The 17,476-nt window shown below is 67.5% G+C and carries 18 protein-coding genes; 9 read left to right on the top strand and 9 right to left on the bottom strand.

The annotated features are described in order from the left end of the window. Window positions 1–113: 113 nt before the first annotated feature. Together hslU and hslV are read right to left on the bottom strand one after the other, a co-directional pair. A complete protein-coding gene (gene hslU / locus ACP7AG_RS10645; protein ID WP_426010344.1) occupies window positions 114–1,412 on the bottom strand; it encodes an ATP-dependent protease ATPase subunit HslU in 1,299 nt (432 codons plus the stop codon). After that, on the bottom strand, window positions 1,412–1,999 hold the full coding sequence (gene hslV / locus ACP7AG_RS10640) for an ATP-dependent protease subunit HslV (protein ID WP_426010342.1): 588 nt from the start codon (window positions 1,997–1,999) through the stop codon (window positions 1,412–1,414). Before hslV ends, hslU begins: the two co-directional genes overlap by 1 nt. A 31-nt stretch (window positions 2,000–2,030) precedes the next feature. Between hslV and ACP7AG_RS10635 the strand changes: the two genes are divergently transcribed. After that, window positions 2,031–2,783: a HesA/MoeB/ThiF family protein gene (locus ACP7AG_RS10635; RefSeq protein ID WP_426030774.1), complete on the top strand. Its 753-nt coding sequence runs from the start codon at window positions 2,031–2,033 to the stop codon at window positions 2,781–2,783. Here the strand turns inward: ACP7AG_RS10635 and ACP7AG_RS10630 are convergent. After that, window positions 2,773–3,759 (bottom strand): 2-hydroxyacid dehydrogenase, encoded by a 987-nt coding sequence (locus ACP7AG_RS10630; RefSeq protein ID WP_426010339.1) that lies wholly within the window; start codon window positions 3,757–3,759, stop codon window positions 2,773–2,775. The genes ACP7AG_RS10635 and ACP7AG_RS10630 overlap by 11 nt on opposite strands. A gap of 88 nt (window positions 3,760–3,847) precedes the next feature. On the opposite strand from ACP7AG_RS10630, the gene ACP7AG_RS10625 reads away from it, so the two are divergent. The 6 genes from ACP7AG_RS10625 (at window position 3,848) to ACP7AG_RS10600 (ending at window position 9,478) form a co-directional block, all read left to right on the top strand. Further along, window positions 3,848–4,375 (top strand): SH3 domain-containing protein, encoded by a 528-nt coding sequence (locus ACP7AG_RS10625; RefSeq protein WP_426010337.1) that lies wholly within the window; start codon window positions 3,848–3,850, stop codon window positions 4,373–4,375. Between the two features lie 94 nt (window positions 4,376–4,469). Continuing rightward, window positions 4,470–4,985 carry a 3-hydroxyacyl-[acyl-carrier-protein] dehydratase FabA gene (gene fabA / locus ACP7AG_RS10620; RefSeq protein ID WP_426010336.1) on the top strand — a complete coding sequence of 172 codons (516 nt, stop codon included), beginning with the start codon at window positions 4,470–4,472 and terminating at the stop codon, window positions 4,983–4,985. 65 nt (window positions 4,986–5,050) lie between these two features. Next, window positions 5,051–6,268, top strand: a complete 1,218-nt coding sequence (fabB, locus tag ACP7AG_RS10615) for a beta-ketoacyl-ACP synthase I (protein ID WP_426010334.1) — start codon at window positions 5,051–5,053, stop codon at window positions 6,266–6,268. A gap of 359 nt (window positions 6,269–6,627) precedes the next feature. Further along, window positions 6,628–7,632 carry a hypothetical protein gene (locus tag ACP7AG_RS10610; RefSeq protein WP_426030773.1) on the top strand — a complete coding sequence of 335 codons (1,005 nt, stop codon included), beginning with the start codon at window positions 6,628–6,630 and terminating at the stop codon, window positions 7,630–7,632. A 55-nt stretch (window positions 7,633–7,687) separates the two neighbouring features. Beyond that, window positions 7,688–8,590, top strand: coding sequence for a phytanoyl-CoA dioxygenase family protein (locus ACP7AG_RS10605; RefSeq protein ID WP_426030772.1), 903 nt, complete (start codon window positions 7,688–7,690; stop codon window positions 8,588–8,590). Window positions 8,591–8,662: 72 nt separating this feature from the next. Then, on the top strand, window positions 8,663–9,478 hold the full coding sequence (locus ACP7AG_RS10600; RefSeq protein ID WP_426010330.1) for an enoyl-ACP reductase FabI: 816 nt from the start codon (window positions 8,663–8,665) through the stop codon (window positions 9,476–9,478). 37 nt (window positions 9,479–9,515) lie between these two features. On the opposite strand, the gene ACP7AG_RS10595 is transcribed toward ACP7AG_RS10600, so the two are convergent. The 3 genes from ACP7AG_RS10595 to ACP7AG_RS10585 are packed head-to-tail and all read right to left on the bottom strand — an operon-like array spanning window position 9,516 to window position 12,859. After that, window positions 9,516–10,124, bottom strand: a complete 609-nt coding sequence (locus ACP7AG_RS10595) for a TetR/AcrR family transcriptional regulator (RefSeq protein ID WP_426010328.1) — start codon at window positions 10,122–10,124, stop codon at window positions 9,516–9,518. 17 nt (window positions 10,125–10,141) lie between these two features. Continuing rightward, a complete protein-coding gene (locus ACP7AG_RS10590; RefSeq protein WP_426030771.1) occupies window positions 10,142–11,731 on the bottom strand; it encodes a DHA2 family efflux MFS transporter permease subunit in 1,590 nt (529 codons plus the stop codon). Window positions 11,732–11,755: 24 nt separating this feature from the next. After that, complete coding sequence (locus ACP7AG_RS10585) at window positions 11,756–12,859, bottom strand: HlyD family secretion protein (protein WP_426010324.1); 1,104 nt, start codon at window positions 12,857–12,859, stop codon at window positions 11,756–11,758. Between the two features lie 260 nt (window positions 12,860–13,119). On the opposite strand from ACP7AG_RS10585, the gene ACP7AG_RS10580 reads away from it, so the two are divergent. Further along, window positions 13,120–13,236, top strand: coding sequence for a hypothetical protein (locus ACP7AG_RS10580; protein WP_426030770.1), 117 nt, complete (start codon window positions 13,120–13,122; stop codon window positions 13,234–13,236). Between the two features lie 17 nt (window positions 13,237–13,253). Here ACP7AG_RS10580 and dut read toward each other — a convergent pair whose 3' ends face one another. After that, the gene (dut, locus tag ACP7AG_RS10575; RefSeq protein WP_426010320.1) at window positions 13,254–13,712 is read right to left on the bottom strand and encodes a dUTP diphosphatase; all 459 of its coding nucleotides are present in this window, start codon (window positions 13,710–13,712) and stop codon (window positions 13,254–13,256) included. Then, complete coding sequence (gene coaBC / locus ACP7AG_RS10570; RefSeq protein ID WP_426030778.1) at window positions 13,709–14,905, bottom strand: bifunctional phosphopantothenoylcysteine decarboxylase/phosphopantothenate--cysteine ligase CoaBC; 1,197 nt, start codon at window positions 14,903–14,905, stop codon at window positions 13,709–13,711. Before coaBC ends, dut begins: the two co-directional genes overlap by 4 nt. A 163-nt stretch (window positions 14,906–15,068) precedes the next feature. On the opposite strand from coaBC, the gene ACP7AG_RS10565 reads away from it, so the two are divergent. Beyond that, complete coding sequence (locus tag ACP7AG_RS10565) at window positions 15,069–15,632, top strand: hypothetical protein (RefSeq protein ID WP_426030769.1); 564 nt, start codon at window positions 15,069–15,071, stop codon at window positions 15,630–15,632. A gap of 232 nt (window positions 15,633–15,864) precedes the next feature. On the opposite strand, the gene ubiB is transcribed toward ACP7AG_RS10565, so the two are convergent. Beyond that, window positions 15,865–17,370 carry a 2-polyprenylphenol 6-hydroxylase gene (ubiB, locus tag ACP7AG_RS10560; protein WP_426030768.1) on the bottom strand — a complete coding sequence of 502 codons (1,506 nt, stop codon included), beginning with the start codon at window positions 17,368–17,370 and terminating at the stop codon, window positions 15,865–15,867. Window positions 17,371–17,476 lie beyond the last annotated feature (106 nt).

The following is a 17,476-nucleotide window of genomic DNA, read 5'->3' as shown; positions in this document are numbered from 1 at the left end:
TTGCCGCCCACTGCCGATCCGATAACCAGAACTCTCCAGCCATGATCCACCTCCGTTCCAAAGAGTGAATCACAGCAAGAATGCTCAATCAATACCTTGATTGGGTTTTGACCCTAGAGGATGAACCGGCTGAGGTCTGCGTTCGCAGCCAAGGCGCCGATGCGTTCCTGCACATAGGCCGCGTCGACCGTGACCGTCTCGCCCGAGCGATCGCCCGCGCTGAAGCTGATCTCCTCGACCACCTTCTCCAGGATCGTCTGCAGCCGCCGGGCGCCGATGTTCTCGACGGAGGCGTTGACCGCCACGGCGGCGTCGGCCACAGCGTCGATGGCGTCGTCGGTAAACACCAGGGTCACCCCCTCGGTCAGGATCAGCGCCTGGTGCTGGCGGATCAGATTGGCTTCCGGCTCGGTGAGGATACGGCGCAGGTCATCGCGCGTCAGGCCCTTCAGCTCGACACGGATCGGCAGGCGGCCCTGTAGCTCCGGCAACAGGTCGGACGGCTTGGCCACGTGGAAGGCGCCCGAGGCGATGAACAGGATGTGGTCGGTCTTGACCGGTCCGTACTTGGTCGAGACCGTCGTGCCCTCGATCAACGGCAGCAGGTCGCGCTGAACGCCCTCCCTGGAGACGTCAGCGCCCCCGCGCTGACTCGAAGACGCCACCTTGTCGATCTCGTCCAGGAAGACGATGCCGTGGTTCTCGGCCAGTTCCAGGGCCTCTTGCGTCAGGGCCTCCTGGTCGAGCAGCTTGTCGCTTTCCTCGGCGATCAGCGGCGCGTGGGCGCCGGCGACCGTGGTCTTGTGGGTCTTGGTGCGACCGCCGCCGAACGATTTCATCATCTCCGACAGGTTCAGCACCGAGGCGCCCGGCTGGCCGGGGATCTCGAACATGCCGGCTCCCGCGCCAGTGTCGGCCAGCTGCAGCTCCACTTCCTTGTCGTCCAGTTCGCCGGCTCGCAGCTTCTTGCGGAAGCTTTCGCGGGCGGCGGTTGATCCGGGGCCTGTCAGGGCGTCGAGAATGCGCTCCTCGGCCGCCGCCTCGGCCTTGGCCTTGACCCCGGCGCGGCGCTTGTCACGAACCATCGCCAGGGCGCTTTCCACCAGATCGCGGATGATCTGATCGACGTCGCGGCCAACATAACCGACCTCTGTGAACTTGGTGGCCTCGACCTTCAGGAACGGCGCCTGGGCCAGCTTTGCCAGCCGGCGGGCGATCTCGGTCTTGCCGACGCCGGTGGGGCCGATCAGCAGGATGTTCTTCGGCGTGATCTCGTCGCGCAGGTCGTCGGGCGTGCGCCGGCGGCGCCAGCGGTTGCGCAGCGCCACGGCGACAGCCTTCTTGGCCTCCAGGTGGCCGACGATGTAGCGGTCGAGTTCGGAGACGATCTCGCGGGGGGAAAACTCGGTCATCAGAGGCTCTCCACCGTCAGATTGCCGTTGGTGTAGACGCAGATCTCGGCGGCGATGGCCATCGAACGTCTGGCGACATCGTCAGCGGTCAGGTCTTGGTCGATCAGGGCCTTGGCGGCCGCCAAGGCGTAGTTGCCGCCCGAGCCGATGGCCGCCACCGAACCGCCGCCGGTGCTCTCGCCGGGTTCGAGCACGTCGCCCACGCCGGTCACCGTGAAGATCGAGTCCGCGTCGGCCACCAGCAGCATGGCCTCAAGCCGGCGCAGATAGCGGTCGGTGCGCCAGTCCTTCGCCAGGTCTACGCAGGCGCGGGCCAGCTGGTCGGGATACTGTTCCAGCTTGGCCTCAAGCCGCTCGATCAGGGTGAAGGCGTCGGCCGTGGCCCCGGCGAACCCGGCCACGACCTTGCCGCCGGCCAGGCGGCGGACCTTGCGGGCGTTGCCCTTGACGACGGTTGGGCCCATGGAGACCTGTCCGTCGCCGGCGATCACGGTCTGCCTGTTCTTGCGCACCGCCAGAATGGTCGTGCCGTGCCAATCTGGAAAAGAGTTGGCGGGGAAAGAATTGCTGTTTTTCATGTCCCGCATCTGGCGAGGCGCAGCAGAGATATCAAGCGCGATGAGCTTTTCACCGGCCGAAGTCGAACGCTACGCCCGCCATCTGGTGCTGCGCGAGATCGGCGGGCCGGGCCAGCAGAAGCTGAAGGCCGCGCGGGTGCTGGTGGTCGGGGCCGGGGGCCTGGGCGCGCCGGCCGCGCTCTACCTGGCCGCCGCCGGGGTCGGAACCCTGGGCCTGGTCGACCCTGACACCGTCTCGCTGTCCAACCTGCAGCGCCAGGTCTTGTTCGCCACCATCGACGCGGGACGGCTCAAGGTCGAGGCGGCCGCCGAACACTTGAACGCTCTGAACCCCCACATTGCCGTCGAAAACCACCCGGTATGGCTGAACCAAGCCAACGCCGAGGCGCTCGTCTCGCGGTATGACTTGGTGCTGGACGGCACGGATGACTTCGCCAGCCGCTTCGCCGTCAGCGACGCCTGTCTGGCGACGGGCAAGCCCTTGGTCAGCGGCGCTCTGGGCCGCTGGACCGGTCAAATCGGCGTCTTCCACGGCCAACCCTGCTACCGCTGCCTGGTGCCCGAAACCCCGCCCGACGCCGAGACCTGCGCCCGGGTCGGCGTGGTCGGCGCCCTGGCGGGCGTGATCGGCGCGATGATGGCGCTGGAGGCGGTGAAGGTGATCACCGGCGCCGGCGACCCCCTATCGGGCCGCCTGCTGATCTATGACGCCCTGGCGGCCGAGACCCGCACGGTCCGGATCGGCGCGGATCCGGAATGTACGAGCTGCGCGGGCGAGCCGGCTACAGCATAGACGGAATGACCCGGTCGGGCGGCCGGTGGCCGTCCATGAAGGTCTTCACATTGACGATGACCTTTTCGCCCATGTCGATGCGGCCCTCGACCGTGGCCGAGCCCATGTGGGGCAGGAGCACGACATTGGGCAGTTTCAGAAGCTTGGGATTGATGGCCGGTTCGTGTTCGTAAACGTCCAGACCGGCGCCGGCGATCTCGCCGCGCGCCAGCATGTTGGCCAGGGCGCCTTCGTCTATGACTTCGCCCCGGGCGGTGTTGACGATGATGCTTTGCGGCCGCAACAGTTTGAGCCGGCGGGCCGACAGCAGGTGGTAGGTGGCGGGGGTGTGCGGGCAGTTGACCGAGATGAAGTCCATCCGGGCCAGCATCTGGTCCAGGCTCTCCCAGTAGGTGGCCCCGACTTCCTCGGCGATGCGTGGGCTGACCGGCTTGCGGTTGTGATAATGGACCTGCATGCCGAAGGCTTTGGCGCGGCGGGCCACGGCCTGGCCGATGCGGCCCATGCCGATGATCCCCAGGCGCTTGCCCCACAGGCGGCGGCCCAGCATCCAGGTCGGCGACCAGCCGTGGAAGCCACCCGCCTTGACCACTTCGGCGCCTTCGACGACCCGGCGCGAGGTGGCCATGATCAGGGTCATGGTCAGGTCGGCGGTGTCCTCGGTCAGGACGCCGGGGGTGTTGGTGACGATGATGCCGCGCGCATTGGCGGTGGCGACGTCGATATTGTCGACCCCGGCCCCGAAATTGGCGATCAGCTTGAGACGGTCGCCCGATCGAGACAGCAGGCGCGAATCGATCCGGTCGGTGATGGTGGGCACCAAGACGTCGCACTGGCCCATGGCCTCGACCAGTTCATCGGCCGTCAAGGCTTTGTCGGTGACGTTGAGTTGCGTGTCGAACAACTCGCACATACGCGTCTCCACCGGATCGGGCAGTTTGCGGGTGACGATGACTTTGAGCTTGCGAGCTGACATGAGCGGTTCGAAAAGCCTTCCCCCCCGTTGGGCGTTCCTGACGGGTGTTTGAAATCAGTAGCAAAGGGGCCGGGTGCGGCCAAGCAAGATGCCGACGAATCGCAAACATCGTTCGCTCGGCCGCCTGGCCCTGATCCTGCTCGCCCTGGTTGGGCTGACGAGCATGGCGCGCGCCCAGGCCCCGAAGATCACGCCATCGGGCATGGAGGTGCCGCGCTACGTCTCGCTCAAATACGGCGAGGTCAATGCCCGGGTCGGCCCGGACGAGGAGCATCGGCTGCTGTGGATCTACAAGGCCAAGGGCCTGCCGGTGCAGGTGGTGGCCGAAACCCGGGAATGGCGGCGGATCTGCGATCCCGAGGGCAATCTGGCCTGGGTTCACCGACGGACCACCGACGGCCGACGCACCGCCATGCGCGTCCAGACCACGCCCCTGCCGTTGCGCGCCCAGCCCAAGGGCAATGCGCGGATAACCGCCTATCTGGCTGGCCACTCAACCGCCAATCTCGACAAATGCGAAAAGGGCTGGTGCCGCCTGAAGGCCGACGGCGAGGCCGGATGGGCCCCGGAAGGGGAAATCTGGGGGGCTTCTTCCCAGGTCCAGTGCAAGCCCTAGCGGCGAATCGAGACCGTCGCGGAGCGTCAGGCGTTCACAGGCGTTACCGAAAGTAACATTGAGGCGCGGCCCACCGTCGTGCTAGGGCGGGACCATGCAACAGAGTTCCTACACTTTCGACGAGCTTCTGGCCTGTGGCCGGGGCGAGCTGTTTGGCCCCGGCAACGCCCAACTGCCCGTGCCGCCGATGCTGATGTTCGATCGCATCGTGCGGATCGAAAAGGACGGCGGCAAGTACGGCAAGGGCTATGTCGAGGCCGAGTTCGACATCAATCCCGACCTCTGGTTCTTCGCCTGCCACTTCATCGGCGACCCGGTCATGCCGGGCTGCCTGGGCTTGGACGCCATGTGGCAGCTGGTCGGCTTCTTCCTGGGCTGGTCGGACGCGCCCGGCCGCGGCCGGGCCCTAGGCGTGGGCGAGGTCAAGTTCACCGGGCAGGTGACGACGGGCGTCAAGAAGGTGACCTACAAGATCGACTTGAAGCGGGTGATCATCCGCAAATTGGTCATGGGCATCGCCGACGGCGTGCTGGAAGCCGACGGTGTGGCCATCTATGAAGCCAAGGACCTGAAGGTCGGGCTGTTCACCGCGGAACAAATGGCGTCGTGATCCACCTGTAGGGTGGCCGCCTAGAGCCGTCCCTTTTGGATCGTGGGGAAGAAAGAGGATTGTTCATGCGTCGCGTCGTCGTCACCGGACTGGGGATCGTCTCGTCCATCGGCAACAACGCCAATGAGGTGCTCGCCTCACTGCGTGAAGCCAAGTCGGGCGTGGTCGCCGCGCCGGACTATGCGGAACTGGGTTTCCGCTGCCAGGTGCACGCCACGGTCAAGCTCGACTCGTGGGAAGCCCTGGTCGATCGTCGCGCCGCGCGCTTCCTGGCGCCCGGCACGGCCTATGCCCACATCGCCATGGAACAGGCGATCGCCGACGCCGGTCTTGAGCAGTCCGAGATCTCCAACGAGCGCACCGGCCTGATCGTCGGTTCGGGCGGCCCGTCCACGCGGGTGATCGTCGAGGCGGCCGCCACCACCCGGGAGAAGGGTCCAAAGCGCATCGGCCCGTTCGCGGTGCCCAAGGCGATGAGCTCGGGCCCCTCGGCGGTGTTGTCCACCTGGTTCAAGATCCGCGGGATCAACTATTCGATCAGCTCAGCCTGCGCGACCAGCGCTCACTGCATCGGCGCGGGCGCCGAGCAGATCCAGATGGGCAAGCAGGACATCGTCTTCGCCGGCGGCTGCGAGGAGCTGGACTGGACCCTGTCCAACCTGTTCGACGCCATGGGCGCGATGAGCAGCAACTTTAACGACCGCCCCGCCGTGGCCAGCCGCGCCTATGACAGGGACCGCGACGGCTTCGTGATCGCCGGCGGGGCCGGAATCGTGGTGCTTGAGGAATATGAGCACGCCAAGGCCCGCGGCGCGAAGATCTATGGCGAAGTCGTCGGCTACGCCGCCAATTCCGACGGCTTCGACATGGTCGCGCCGTCGGGCGAGGGCGCGGCGCGCTGCATGAAGATCGCCATGGCGCAGGCCGGCGACCGGACCATCGACTATCTGAACCCGCACGGCACCTCCACGCCGGTGGGCGACAGCAAGGAGATGGGCGCGGTCCGCACGGTGTTTGGCGACAAGGCCCCGCTGATCTCCTCGACCAAGTCGCTGACCGGCCACAGCCTGGGCGCGGCCGGGGCGCAGGAGGCGATCTATTCGATCCTGATGCTCGACAACGACTTCGCCGCCCAGAGCGCCAATATTGAAAACCTCGATCCCGAGTTCGCCGACCTGCCGATCCTGCTCGAACGGTCGGACAGGCCGCTGACCACCGTGATGTCCAACAGCTTCGGCTTTGGCGGCACCAACGGCACACTGATCATCGCCAAGGCTAACTGACGAGCACCATATGTCGCGACAGCGGTGGGGCTGGCTAGCGACCCCGCCTCCCTCGCGGATATCAGGGCGCGGCTGGTGCGCGCCGTCGAAGGCTCCGCCGTGTTTAACCCCGCCTGTTTCGCTCGTGATCTCGAGACGGCGTTCGAGACGGCGCACGCTCGCCATCAGCAGGGTCTTCCGGCCGTTGGCTTCGAAGTCGGCTGACGCCCCGCCCGCCCGCTGCTAGACTATTTTTCGAGCGAAGTGGTTCCGGTTCGCGTGAAGAAAAATGCGTCAAAACAGAAGATTAGAGCTCACGGCCTGACGCAGTCAGGTCGGGAAATGCTCTAGCTACGGATACGAGCAAGTGGGACCCCTCGATGACCTATGAGGCGCCGGACCAGCCGTCGATCAGCCCTGCCGCACGGGTGTCGCGACGCCTGGTCGTGGTTGGCGAAAGGATTTGGACCGACAGGCTTCCTGGCGCGGTCCTGAACGCATGGGGCGCCGCCGTCCTGCCGCATGCGGCGGACCGTCTGCTGGCAGAGGCCTGGATGGCGGCCTCGAAATGTCTCGCCGATCAACTGACGACCGACGATCGCTTCACCGCAGACCGCCTGGCCGAGGCGGTGCGTGCGGGCGCCATGCCCTATGCGGTGGTCGGCGACAGCCACAGCCGTATCCTGGTGCGGCGCGCCCGGCGGGGGCGCCGGTGGCTGCTGCCGATCCACCGGTTGCTGACCGGCGCTTCGGCGCGGGGGTTGAGTTCGACCGAGTCCCGGAGCGGGGCGGGCGAGCAGCTTGGTCGCGATATCGCGCCCCTGCTACGCGCCGCACCGCGCATACTGCTGATGTTCGGCCAGGTTGATGTGGAGTTCGTGCATCCCTATCGCCGATTTCGGGCTGGCCGCACGGCCTTCGACCCGATCGAACTGGCCGCCTTCCTTGACGAAACGGTCGAACGTTATGTCGACGCCCTGGCCCGGCGTATCGTCGCGGCCGATCGAGAGCGTATCGACCTAGTCTCGATCCTGCCCCCTGCGCTAAGCGATTTGGCCTGGCGGCGCGGTTATCGCAACGCCCATATCGCCCAGCTGCACGGCGAGGCCGACGGGCGGATCGATCTGGCCGGCCTTGAGATTCCCGTCGCGGCGGCTCGCGTGACCGCCCACGCCGATTTCAACACCCGGCTGGCCGCCGCCGCTCCGGCGCTAGGTTTTGGCTATCTGGACCTGTTCGCGCCGCTGATGGCTGGGCCAATGGTGGATCCCGCCTTCCAGGGTCCGGCCGCTGGCCAAGATCACCATCTCGACTACCACGCCACGCGCGAGGTCGTGCTCGACCGGCTCTGGCCATGGCTGGGGCGCCAGGCCAAGGCCGGTTGATCCGCCGTGGAGGCGTGGGCTATGATTCCTGCGCCATCGGGTGGGGCCAATAGCGATGCGTTTTGACGTCCAGCCTTCCACGCCTTGGGTCGAGACCGATCAGGTCGAGGCCTATCTCGACGCGGTCGGGGCGAACCCGGCGCAGCGCCGCTTCATGACCGACCTGCATCGCGACGGCGTGGCGATCATCGACCTGGGTGCGGAGGGCCCGGCCCTGTGCGACCGGGTCGTCGCGGAAACCCAGACCTTCTTCACCCCTGGTGTCCGGCGGGCCCAGGACGCCTGGCGGCGATCGCCGGCGGTGAGGGTGCTGTCCAATCTGCCGGTGATCGAGTCGATGCTGGCCCTGGCCTATGGCCGCGAGCCCTTCGCGTTTCAGACCCTGAACTTCCTGGTTGGCAGCGAGCAGCACGCCCATGCCGACGCGGTGCACTTTCACAGCGAGCCACAACGCTTCATGTGCGGGGTGTGGTTCGCGCTGGAAGACGTCCACGCCGACGCCGGGCCACTGTTCTACCACCTGGGCAGCCACAAGCGGCCGGTCTTCGGCATGCGCGAGGCCGGGGTCACGGATCGCGCCCCGGCGGCGGGTGACTACGAGACCTTCTACGTACCCGCCTTCGCGCGGGAACTGGAAAGCGCGCCGACCGTGGCTTTGCTGAAAAAGGGCCAGGCCCTGGTCTGGACGGCCAATGTGGCGCATGGCGGTACGGCGATCACCCGCGAGGGCGCGACCCGCCGCTCGCTGGTCACCCACTATTATTTCGAAAACTGCCTCTACTACACGCCGATGTACTCCTCGCCGGAGGAGGGGCGGTTTCATCTGCGCCTGCCCGCCAACCTCAAGACCGGCGGTTGGGTCTGGCCCCGGCGTGACGGCAAGCGGGCGCGGCTGAAGCTCAGGACCGTCGCCAGCGCCCTGAAGGAAGCCGTCCTGCGCGCCGTCCACGTCGCCTAGAGCCCTGCCGGGGTTCCTCCGCGCGGTGGGTCCTGCTAGCTAGCGGGTCAAGGATTCCTGGAGAGCCAACCGATGGCCGACGAATACGCATTCCCCAAGGGCGAGCTAATGGCGGGCAAGAAGGGCCTGGTCATGGGCGTGGCCAACCACAACTCCATCGCCTGGGGCATCGCCTCGCAGCTCGCCGCCCAGGGCGCCGAAATGATCTTCACCTATCAGGGCGAAGCCCTGGAGCGCCGCGTGCGGCCGCTGGCCGAGAGCATCGGCGTCACTACCCTAATCCCGGCCGACGTCACCGACGACGCCTCGATGGACGCGGCCTTCGCGGCGATCGAGGAGAAGTTCGGGACGATCGACTTCGTCGTCCACTCGGTGGCCTTCGCCAACAAGGACGAGCTGAAGGGCTCGTTCGTCGACAACACCACCCGCGAGGGTTTCCTGCTGGCCCTGAACATCTCGGCCTTCAGCTTCGTCGACGTCGCCAAGCGCGCGGCCAAGATCATGCCGAACGGCGGGTCGCTGATCACCATGACCTATCTGGGCTCTGAGCGGACCATCCCGAACTACAACACCATGGGCGTGGCCAAGGCCGCCCTGGAAGCGGCGACCCGCTATATTGCCCGCGACCTGGGCCCCAAGGGCATCCGCTGCAACGCCATCTCGGCCGGCGCCATGCGCACTCTGGCCCTGGCGGGCATTGCCGGCGGCCGCGGCATGATCGCCCAGGGCCGGGCGTTCAGCGCCATGAAGGAAGACACCTCGATGGAGGGCGTCGCCGGCGCGGCCCTGTGGCTGGTGTCAGATCTGGGTCGCTCCACCACAGGCGAGGTGGTTCACGTCGATGCGGGCTTCCACATGATGGGCATGCCCGACGAGGCCGAGGCCTAGGACAACGGGCCCTCGCCGGTCGGGCGGGGGCCTTTGCTTATCGAGCATAGGCCCGCATGAAGCGCCTCGCCGCCTCGGCTGCGAGGGCCGCGAACGCCTCGGTGGTGTTTTCGGACGGCAGGCCCAGCAGGCTGCGCAGCTGGTGGTGGCTCATGACCATGCCGCCAAAGAATTCGGCCGCCTGTTCAGGGTCAGGCACGTCCATCCTGCCCAGGCGGTTTTCCGCGTCCAGGAACGCCGCCAGCTGCCGACGGGTCTGGCGGGGGCCGGCCTCGAACACCTCGCGCGCCACGTCGGGCATTTCGACGGCGCCCTGGATCACCACGCGCATGATGGCGTAGCTCTTGCTGGTCGCCACCGTCTCCAGCATCGAACGAGCGAAGGCCTCCAGGGCCTCGCGCGGATTGTCGATGGCGCCGGGATCGCGTAGCGGGGCGGTGATCACCGCCACCCGCCGGGCCATAAGGGCGCGCACCAGCTCGGCCTTCGAGCCATAGTGGTTATAGACGGTCTGTTTGGAGACCCCCGCCAGCTTGGCGATGGCCTCCATCGGCGCGCCCAGGCCACGTTGACCGATCACCTCGACGGCGGCGTCGAGAATGGCCTCGGTCTTGGCGACGTCGATCTGTCCCGCAACTCTAGGCATTGGCGACTCTCGACATGTCAGTGCGCGTCCGAGGGCGGGGGTGGGGCGTTCTTGGCCGGCTTGGCCAGCAACGACACCACTGCGGCGATGAAACAACCATAGGCTAGCAAGGTGAAACTATCACCGAAGGCCAGCACCGTGGCCTGCTGCTGAAGCATGCCGCCAATCGCCTTGCGGGTTGCCCCATCCGGGTCGGAAACGCCAAGCTGCGCCATCCGCGCGGCCAGACCTTCCATCATGCTGGCCATCCGCGGGTTGCCCTGGCTGACCAGGTCCGACAGGCCCATGTAGTAAAGGGCCGTCTGGTTGGTGATCGCCGTGGCCAGCAGGGCCAGGCCTACGGCGCCGCCGGTGTTGCGCGCCAGGTTCACCAGGCCGGAGGCGTTCTTGACCATGTTCTGGGGCAGGGTGCTCATGGTCACCTGCTGGGTGGCGATCATGGCGATCATCACACCCACGCCGCGACAGGCCTGCACCCCGGCGAACTCCCAGAAGCCCCAGTCCTTGGTCACGCCATGGGCCATGTACATGCCGAAGCCCGCCAGCATGAAGCCGATGAACATAGGGATGCGCGGGTCCATCTCGCGCACCAGCCGCCCGGCGATAGGTCCGGTGGCGAACATCGACAGGCCCGAGACCACCATGGTCGTGCCGACCTCCGACGCCGAATAATGCCGCACCCGGCCCAGGAACTGCGGCAGCAGGAAGGTGCCGCCGAACAGGCTGGCCCCCGACACCGCCGTCATGGCCACGCCGATCGTGAAATTACGATTGGCGAACGCCCGCAGCTCGACGATCGGATTGCGATAGGTCAGCGACCGCCAGACGAAGGTCACGCCAGTGATGACGGCCACCACGGTCAAGGCCAGTATGCCGCTGTCCTCGAACCAGCCGTCCTTTGAGCCTTCCTCCAGAACGAACTGCATGCTCATCAGGAAGGCGGCCATCACCGCCAGGCCAAACCAGTCGAAGCCCTTGGACAGGCTGGGATCGCCCTTGTCGAACTGGCCCCAGCGCGCCACGCCGAACAGCACGATGACGCCGATCGGCGCATTGATGAAGAACAGCCAGCGCCAGGAGAGCCACTCGGTCAGGTGACCGCCCAGGGTCGGGCCGACGGTCGGCGCCAGGGTGACGATCAGGCCCATGATCACACTGGCGGTGATCCGCTTCTCGGGCGGGAAGGCGGTGAAGGCCACGGCGAACACGGTGGGGATCATCGCCCCGCCGATGAAGCCCTGCAGGGCCCGGGTCAGGATCATCATGTCGATCGACGAGCTAAGGCCCGTCAGCACGCTCATGACCATGAAGCCGGTGCACGAGATCAGATAGACTCGCTGGGTGCCCCACAGCCGCGACAGGTACCCCGACAGCGGGATCATCACGACCTCGGGGATCAGATAGGCGGTCTGGATCCAGCTGACCTGGTCGGCGCTGGCGCCCACCCCGGCCTGGATCTGCGGCAGCGAGGCCGCGACGATCTGGATGTCGAGGATGGCCATGAACTGGCCAATGACCATCGCCCCGAAGCCAAACATCAGCTTGCCCCAATCCACCTCGGGGGCGGGTTTGGGAATGGAAGAGACGGGAAGGGCGGCGTCGGCCATGTCTGGGTTCCGAACCCGGACGCGCTAGCGCGCCACGCCCTGCTGGGCCAGGCGCGGGGCCGGTTGGCCGGCCTCGGCGAAGGACGGGCCCGAACGGTCGCGCACGTCAACCTTGACGTCGACCGACAGACCAGGCCGCAGGGCCGAGCCCAGGATGGACTTCTCGACCACGATCTTCACCGGCAGGCGCTGGGTGATCTTGGTGAAATTGCCCACGGCGTTCTCGACCGGGATCAGGGCGAACTCCTGGCCGGTGGCCGGGGCGAAGCTGTCCAACTTGCCGTGGATCACCTGCTTGCCGAAGGCGTCGGCCTTGATCTCGACCGGCTGGCCGACCCGCAGGCGCGAGACCTGGGTCTCCTTGAAGTTGGCGACGATATAGCCTTGGCCGACCGGCACGATCGACATCAGGGCCACGCCGGGCTGAACAAGCTGGCCTGGCCGCACCGACCGGGCGCCGACCACGCCGGCCACGGGCGCGCGGATCACCGCGCGGTCCAGGTCGATGCGGGCGGAGGCGACGGCGGCGCGGGCGGCGGCCGCCTGGGCCACGGTCTGGGCGCGGGCCGAACCTAGCGACTGGGCCGAGCGCCGCTCGGCCTCCAGCGCCGCCTGGGCGCTCTGAACGGCTGCCCCGGCTTGGGCGGAGCTGGCCTGGGTGGTCTGGACCTTCTGGGTCGAGACCCAGCCCTGCTTGGCCAGCACGTTGTAGCGGTCAAGGTCGGCCTTGGCGCGGCTGGCGTCGGCCTGGGCGCTGGCCACGCCGGCGGCGCGCTGGGCGATCATCGCCTGTTCCAGGGCGGCCTTGTCATCGACGCCGGTGATGGCCGCTTCCAGTCCTTCGGCATTGGCGACGGCCTGATCGAGGCGGGCTTGCAGGGTGGCGGTGTCGATACGGGCCACGACCTGGCCGGCCTCGACCCGTTGGTTGTCGGCCACCAGCACCTCGGCCACGTAGCCCGAGACCTGCGGGCTCACCTGCACGGTGTCGGCCTGGACGAAGGCGTTGTCGGTGGTCTCGTAGCGCTGCTTGTCGACGAACCACAACCCGCCGCCGATGATCAGCGCCACGGCGGCGATTCCGCCGACGACCAGGGGAATAAGCTTCTTGTTCGACGCGGCGGCCATGGTCCAAATCCCGAAACAATCGGATGATCGAGGGTGGCGATATATCGAGCCACCGCCCTCAGCAAGGGATAAATGGACGCACCCGTCCAGAAATCAACCCCACGCTGATCGATGTTCACGGATCGCCAAGAGCGGGCCTTGGCCGCGATTTCCCGTAAAGGACGAATCACGACATATTTTCTGGGCGTCCGTGCAACCGCGCGGCGGGGGAACGCGTATTTTCAGTAGCGGATGGGTCACCCGCGCTAAAGGACGAGCCGATGAACGCCGACAACCCGCTCTCGATGTTTCGCCCGGTTCTCTGGCTCGCTGCGGCCGCCTTCGCCACCGGGTTTGGCGGTTATATGATGATGGCTCAGGCTGCGAACGGTGGATAAGCCGTCGCTCGTTTGATCTATTTAGCGCCGGTCGAACCGAAACCGCCGGCCCCGCGCGCCGTCTCGTCCAGGCTGGCCACCAGGCTCCACGAGGCCTGGGTCACTGGCGCGATCACCAGCTGGGCGATGCGGTCGCCGCGACGGATGGTGAATTCTTCTTCCCCCAGATTGATCAGGATCACCTTCACCTCGCCGCGATAATCGCTGTCGATGGTGCCGGGGGTATTGAGACAGGTGACGCCCGACTTGGCGGCCAGGCCCGAGCGCGGCCGCACCTGGGCCTCGAAGCCGCCGGGAACGGCGAAGGCCAGGCCAGTCGGAGCCATGACCCGGGCGCCGGGCTTCAGCACGATCGGCGCGTCGTCCGCGACGGCCGCCCGCAGATCCATGCCGGCCGCACCGTTGGTTTCATAGGCTGGCAGGGGCAGGCCATGGGCGTGGGCCAGCTGGACAACGGGGATGCTCGGAACGATCATGAAAGGCTCTCGGCTATGCGTTGGGCTAGGTCGTGGGCCACGGCGTCCTTGGCCGCGCGGTCCCAGCGTTCGGTCTTGTCCTTGGAAATCAGCAGCACGGCGTTTTCGTCGCCGCCCATCACGCCAGGCTCGGTGACGTCATTGGCGATGATCCAGTCGCAGCCCTTGCGCGCTAGCTTGGCGCGGGCGTGCAGTTCGACATCGTTGGTCTCGGCCGCGAAGCCGATCACCAGCTTCGGGCGTCTCGGCCCGGAGGCGGACAGGGTGGCCAGGATGTCGGGGTTCTCGACAAAGGTCAGGGCCGGCGGGCCGCCCCTATCCTTCTTAAGCTTGGTCCCGAACACCTCGTCGATCCGCCAGTCGGCGACGGCGGCCACGAACACCCCGACCTCGGCGGGCAGGGCGGCCTGGCAGGCGGCCAGCATGTCACGGGCGGTCTCGACATCGACGCGATCGACGCCCATCGGCGTAGGCAGGGCGACTGGGCCGCTGACCAAGGTGACGCGCGCGCCCAGCTTGGCCAGGGCGCCGGCGATCGCGTAGCCCTGCCGACCGCTGGAGCGGTTGGTGATGCCGCGCACCGGGTCGATCGGCTCGAAGGTCGGGCCAGCGGTGACCAGGGCGTGTTTGCCGGCCAAGGGTTTCGCGGCGCGACCCGCCAGGGCGTCCATGATGGCGGCGAAGATCGCCGGTGGCTCGGCCAGCCGACCGGGGCCGTATTCGCCGCAGGCCATGGCGCCGTCGTCAGGGCCAACCAACAGCACGCCGTCGGCCCTTAGGGTCGCCAGGTTGCGCTGGGTGGCGGGGTGCAGCCACATCCGCACGTTCATGGCTGGGGCCATCAGCACCGGCTTGTCGGTCGCCAGCAGGGTGGTCGAGGCCAGGTCGCCGGCCAGGCCGTGGGCGGCCTTGGCGATCAAGTCGGCCGTCGCCGGCGCCACCACCACCAGGTCGGCCGAGCGCGATAGCTCGATATGGCCCATCTCGGCCTCGTCGGTCAGCGAGAACAGCTCGCCATAGACCTTGTCCTCGGAGAGGGCCGACAGCGACAGGGCGGTGACGAACTCCGCGCCGGCCTTGGTCAGGATCGGTCGCACGGCCACCCCGGCCTTGCGCAGCAGCCGCGTCAGCTCCAGCGCCTTGTAGGCGGCGATACCACCCCCGACGATCAGCAGAACCCGCTTGCCGTTCAATGGATCTGTCACGTCGGCCTCCAGCGCTCGTCCGCCCAGACGCGCATAGAGCGACACGGCCCGTAGCGTAAGCCCCCTTGCGCAAAATCCTTAATGAGGACTCGACAGCCGTTCTTTCTTCGTTCTTAATCGCACAGGTAGAGCAATGATACGGAGATCGATCATGGCGGTACGGTTTGCGTCCTGGTTTTCAGCCCTCGCCTTGACGGCTCTGGCGTCGGCCACCGCCGGCTGCGACGGTGGCGCGTCGGCGGTGAAGGCCCCCAAGGCAGGCGATGTCGCCTTGGCCGAACCGGCGTCGGACCGCGACGCGCCCGCCTATGAGAGTCGAACGCCGCGCACGGATCCGCGCGACGCGCCGGTGCGCAAGGTGGCGGGCAAGCCGATGTGGGCGGCCAACCGCACCCGCACGGCGGAAGAGGCCGCTCAGCGCGGTTTCGAACGCTTTGGCGCGGAATTCGCGGCGGCCGATGTCGATGACTACGTCCGCAAGACCCACGCCTTCGTCGGCCATCCGCCAGCCGGAGCGGAGACGCTGAAACGGGCCAATGGCGACACCCTGATCTACGACTCCAAGGGCAATGTCTTTGCGGTGGTCACCAAGGCGGGTGCGCCACGCACCATGTTCAAGCCGGACGACGGCGAAGCCTATTGGGCCCAGCAGAAGGCCGGCGAAAATCGGCGCTCGACGGCGTCGCGCGATCGGACCGCGAGCGACAACGGCTAGGCGGTAGGTTCACGACGAGAGCCGTGGGTTGGTCGGCCTGGAACGGCGAAGCGTCGATCCAGGACCGGGGCTGCACGCAACGCCCTTGGACGGCGGCAATTGGGTCTCTCTCCCGGCGGGAGAGGGGGGGCCGACGCTAAGCGTCGGGAGGGTGAGGGATTACGCTGCTCACGGTCCATCCTAGACCTCAGGTGGCCGGATTGGATGTCGCGAGACAGGCGAGGTCTTGGCCTTAGCCCAGCCAAATCCCCGCAGCAAACGCCAGCCCGGCTACCGCCACGCCGGCCAGGAACCACAACAGTGGCGGGCCGGAGCGAGTCTGGACCACCGCCACCGCCGGAACCCCCGGCGCCTCGACTAACCGGGCGATGGCGCGGAGGGCGCGCAGGGCCTCGTCTGCGAAGTCCCGGACCTTGGCGGCCGGCGACAGCTCGCGGGCGATCCAGCGGCGCACAACGGGATCGGCGGCGGCCCACAGGTCGTGGGTCGGATCGATACGTCGGGCCACGCCCTCGACGGTGACCATGGTCTTCTGCAGCAAAACGAGCTCCGGCCGCAGGGCCATGTCGAACAGGGCGGTCATCTCGAACAGCTGGGCCAGCAGCTTGCCCATCGACACCTGGCGGGCGTCGCGGCCGAACACTGGCTCGCCCACGGCCCGCAGGGCCTGGGCGAAGGCGTCGCGATCCTGGTGGGCCGGCACATAACCGGCGTCGAAATGAATGGCCGCCACCCGCGCATAGTCGCGATTGAGGAAGCCGTAGAGGATCTCGGCCAGATATTTGCGCTCGGCGGGTCCCAGGCGTCCCAGTATGCCGTAGTCGACCGCGACGATGGAGGCCGGGGCCGCGACGAACAGATTGCCCTCGTGCAGGTCGGCATGGAACAGGCCGTGGTCCAGGGCCTGTGCCAAGAACCCGCGGGTCACGGCCTCGGCTAGGGCCTTGCGGTCCAGGCCTTCCAGCGTCAGGGCGGCGGGATCCGATAGCGCGACGCCGGGCGCCCAGGAGAGGGTCAGGAACCGCTTGCCGACCCCGTCCCACACCACGTCGGGCGCCCGCATGTAGGGATCGGCCTTCATCGCCTCGCCTAGCTCGGCGCAGCCAGCGGCCTCGAATCGCAGGTCAACTTCGAGGTCAAGCGCGCGGATCACCACCTCGACGAATTGGCGCGGGCGCAGCCGGCGGGCGGCCGGCGCCCAACGCTCGGCGAGATCGGCGGCCAGGCGGAGGGCGGCGCTATCTTGGGCCACGCGCAGCTCGATACCGGGCCGGAGGACCTTCACGGCCACCTTCGTGCCGTCCAGCAGGGTGGCCGGATGAGCCTGGGCCAGGGAGGCGGCGGCGACCGGCCCCTCGAAGCTTGCGAACACGGTCTCCAGCGGCCGGCCTAGGCCGCGCTCGATCTCGGCGCGGGCAACCGACAACGGAAAGGGCGCCAGGCGATCCTTCAGGTGCGACAGGTCCTCGGCGAACGGACCGCCGAAGATGTCGGCGCGGGTCGACAGGAACTGGCCAACCTTGATGGCCGCCGGGCCTTCGCGCTCCAGCACCCGCGCCAGGCGCTCGCCGGGCCGGCCTTGCCGCGCCTTGCCGCCGGCGAAGATCCGCAGCGCCCGGCCCGCCCACTTCGCCGAAGACGGCAGGACGGGCTCGACCTCGCGCGGGATCAGGGCGTCGGCTCGGACCAGGGCCCAGCCCACGGCGATCAGGCGCAGGGACGCGGCGACGCGGCTCATGCGGCGAGGGTCTCGGTTGGCGAACGGCGGGCGGGCGCGGAAGCGTTCATGTCCCGGCCTGAAAGCCCGCTCCGCGCGCTCCGGTCAAGACCGCTTTCGCCGCCGA

It is taken from the genome of Caulobacter sp. DWP3-1-3b2 (genome assembly GCF_049896325.1).
GTDB lineage: Bacteria > Pseudomonadota > Alphaproteobacteria > Caulobacterales > Caulobacteraceae > Caulobacter.
The sequence above is the reverse complement of the archived record's forward strand: the minus strand, read 5'-3'. Positions and strand labels throughout refer to the sequence as shown.